This is a genomic window from Neptunitalea chrysea, assembly GCF_027924145.1.
In the GTDB taxonomy this organism is placed as follows: Bacteria; Bacteroidota; Bacteroidia; order Flavobacteriales; family Flavobacteriaceae; genus Neptunitalea; species Neptunitalea chrysea.
In genome coordinates this window covers 1-3,066 of record NZ_BRVP01000048.1, presented here as the reverse complement: position 1 = coordinate 3,066, position 3,066 = coordinate 1, and the positions used below count along the sequence as shown (strand labels likewise).

2 protein-coding genes are annotated in these 3,066 nt (G+C 35.9%); both read right to left on the bottom strand.

What is annotated here, in order from left to right; translation table 11 throughout:
• Positions 1-188: 188 nt before the first annotated feature.
• Positions 189-1,568, bottom strand: a complete 1,380-nt coding sequence (locus tag NBRC110019_RS16585; RefSeq protein WP_281756586.1) for a pectate lyase family protein — start codon at positions 1,566-1,568, stop codon at positions 189-191.
• A gap of 8 nt (positions 1,569-1,576) precedes the next feature.
• Positions 1,577-3,019, bottom strand: a complete 1,443-nt coding sequence (locus NBRC110019_RS16580) for a nucleoside hydrolase-like domain-containing protein (RefSeq protein WP_281756585.1) — start codon at positions 3,017-3,019, stop codon at positions 1,577-1,579.
• Between the last annotated feature and the right edge of the window lie 47 nt (positions 3,020-3,066).

Here is a 3,066-nt window from a genome sequence, read left to right as displayed (position 1 = left end):
TTTATTCTTAATCAATCTGCACTGACCTTAATTCGGAGAACGAATTTATTTTGTTTTTTGTGGGCAGGCAAACTCCAAACCGCCCTTAAAGGAGGTAATTGGGTTGGAATTTGTTAGCTCTTTGACAAGTTTTGGTTGGAGAGTGGATCGTGTGACTTGCCAATGTGCTAAGAAAAAGGGATGGCAATTTATTTTATACCATTTAAATATTTTTCCAGCATTGAATAACCATCTGAATCAATGATGTTTCTATCATCAGGATTTGATTTATCAAGTTTGTATTTATCTTCCCAATTGTCTGGCATACCATCATGGTCGGAATCCTTTGGTGCTGGAATGCTTTTTAATTCTGGCCATCCACCTACATCATCCTGTGTATCAATGATGCCACAAACTATTGTAGTGTCGGCTATAGTATGTGTTCTTTTGTAGCTTTTGCCTTCATAAGTAGCAAAACCGCCTTCGACTTCTTTAATTATCCTTAAATCTACCACATCACGCTTTGGTAAAAGTGCTCCAACATTTTCAAGAACAAGTTTATAAGCTTCTTCTGCTGTTTGCTGATTTATAGGCATAGATATCCATGCATTATCAAGTTTAATTTTGTCACGTGATATTTTTGTTTGAACACCTCTATTCCAGTTGTCTGTAGTAACTTCTTTATTGCCATCCATAAAATTATCAGCAATGTACCATTTGCCAAAATCATCTGTTTCATTTCGAAACGAAGGATTTGCAATGCGGTAAGAAACTTTTCCCGGTTCTGTTGCAGGACCAGGTTTATAATAGTTGGCTACTAAATTAATTTCTGAAAAAATGAATTTTTCACTTCCTTTTTGAAATGCTTCACCTCCATAGCAGCTATTATAGCCCCAATTATAAATTACATTGTTACGATAATCTGTATATCCTGTACCTGAAGCCATTCTGGGATTTCGACTTGAATGATGTGCCAAAAGATTGTGATGATATGTTCCGTAATTACTGCCCCAAATACCTCCAAATCCGTGTGAACCTTTGATGTGATTAGACTGACTCATACTTTCCGAGATGATACACCATTGAACAGTAATACTATCACAATGATAAATGGACATGCACTCATCAACACTCCAACTTGCAGAAACATGGTCTAGTATAATGTTCTTTGTAAAACGACTTCCTATTGCATCATAATCTTTACCGGACAAATCACCTAACCTGACCCTTATGTAACGGATAATAACATGGTTTGCATCGATACTTAGTTGATGATTTTTAATACAAATACCATCACCGGGAGCAGTTTGTCCAGCAATAGTAATGTATGGATTTTTTATTCTAAGAGGGCTTTCAAGTTCAATATTACCAGATACCCTAAAAACAACGGTTCTTGGTTCAGAAGCATCAATTGCAGCCCTAAGACTACCTTCTCCACTATCGTTTAAATTAGTCACTTCGTAAACAACACCACCACGGCCACCTTTGGAATATTTCCCATATCCTTCGGCTGTAGGAAATGCTAATTGCTGAGTATAACAATTAAAACCCATTAATATTGATAATATGATTGTTAAATTTTTCATCATGTAATTTTTTACAGTTCTACATTTATTATTACCCGTTTATACCTTGTTAATTGTGGTGTACCTTCATCTTTAACTTCACATACGATATGTATAGTTTTATTTTCGGCAATATCATCAGGTATCCTGATTATAGCTTTTTGATCATTTGAATTTTCAATTTCAACATTCCCTTTAAAAGAACTTGGCTCTTTATAAAACCACCAATTATATGTGAGTTTATCGTTATCCGGGTCATATGTTCCTTTTGCACTTAATTGAATTTTGGATCCGGGTTTTATGCTTATATCTAATTCATTATTTAATTTAACAACGGGAGGATGATTCGCTTCATCATATGGTTTGACACACCAGTCGGCTCTGGAAGCAAAATCGTTTTGAAAAGCATCAGACCAACGCCAAATTGGTTTAAGGTATTCTAAAAGAACTGAGTCATTTGGAATATTCTCTTTTAAACGTTGACGTCCCCATGCCGAACTGCCATACCATCTTCCAACCGGATACAGATAAGAACTATCCGCAACAGGGTCAAGCCAAGTGTTTTCACGAATCAAAACGTACCTGCCACCCCAACCTCCATAGTTTGGCGATTCCATATTTCTAAGTCCAGTTTCTATATTATGAAGAAAAGAAGGCGAATCTCCTTCTGACCTGAAATCACCATTGTCAAATCCTTTTTTATCTCCTAAATGAGATTTATACAATGAACATAATGCTCCATGATTGTATAATATGTTTGACTTCATCCATTCACCTGAAAAGTATTTTTGCTGCTCCTGAGGTAAGGTTTGTTTCCAATAATACATAATCGCAATGAACTGGTCGGAAATAATGGTTGGAATATTAAATTCGCCCCAATGAGGTCTGATGTATGATTGGTAAGTAGAATCTTGTTCCCAAATAAAAAAGAAGCGTAGTTTGTTAGCAATATACTCCATTTTATCAGGATGTTCTTCCTCAATGGTTTTGAGTGCCCTTGCAATGGTATTGGTGCCGCCCCAAGCCTGAACCCAAATGGGATTATTATTGGACTTGTCCAATAAAACTTTTACTATATGTTGAGAACCGGGAGTAATTGAATCCATTTCACCTTCTGTTTCAACATTTCCAAGAAAAGAAACTGATTTCAAATATTCGGGTGTTGGGTAATCTTTATCGTGCAAAATTAGATTTGGATATACTTCTGAATAAGCTTCAAGATATGGGTCGAGCCAGTCATCACCCGCCCATTTGTGTCCGTGCCAATGATACTGAGAACTTGATGTAACGATGCCCTCAATATTCCATTCGTTTGCATACAATAAAAACCGTACCATAGAGCATTCGTCGTCTATTTCTCCATCGGAGGTTACTATTACACGAGGTTTTAGAATTTCCTTATTCTGATTTTGGCCAGCTATTGCAGGTACAAAAATTATGGTTAATACAGCTATTATTAATCTTTTTAACATCATAATACTTTGTTTTATAAAACCTCTAATTTAATAAAAATGCACAGGTG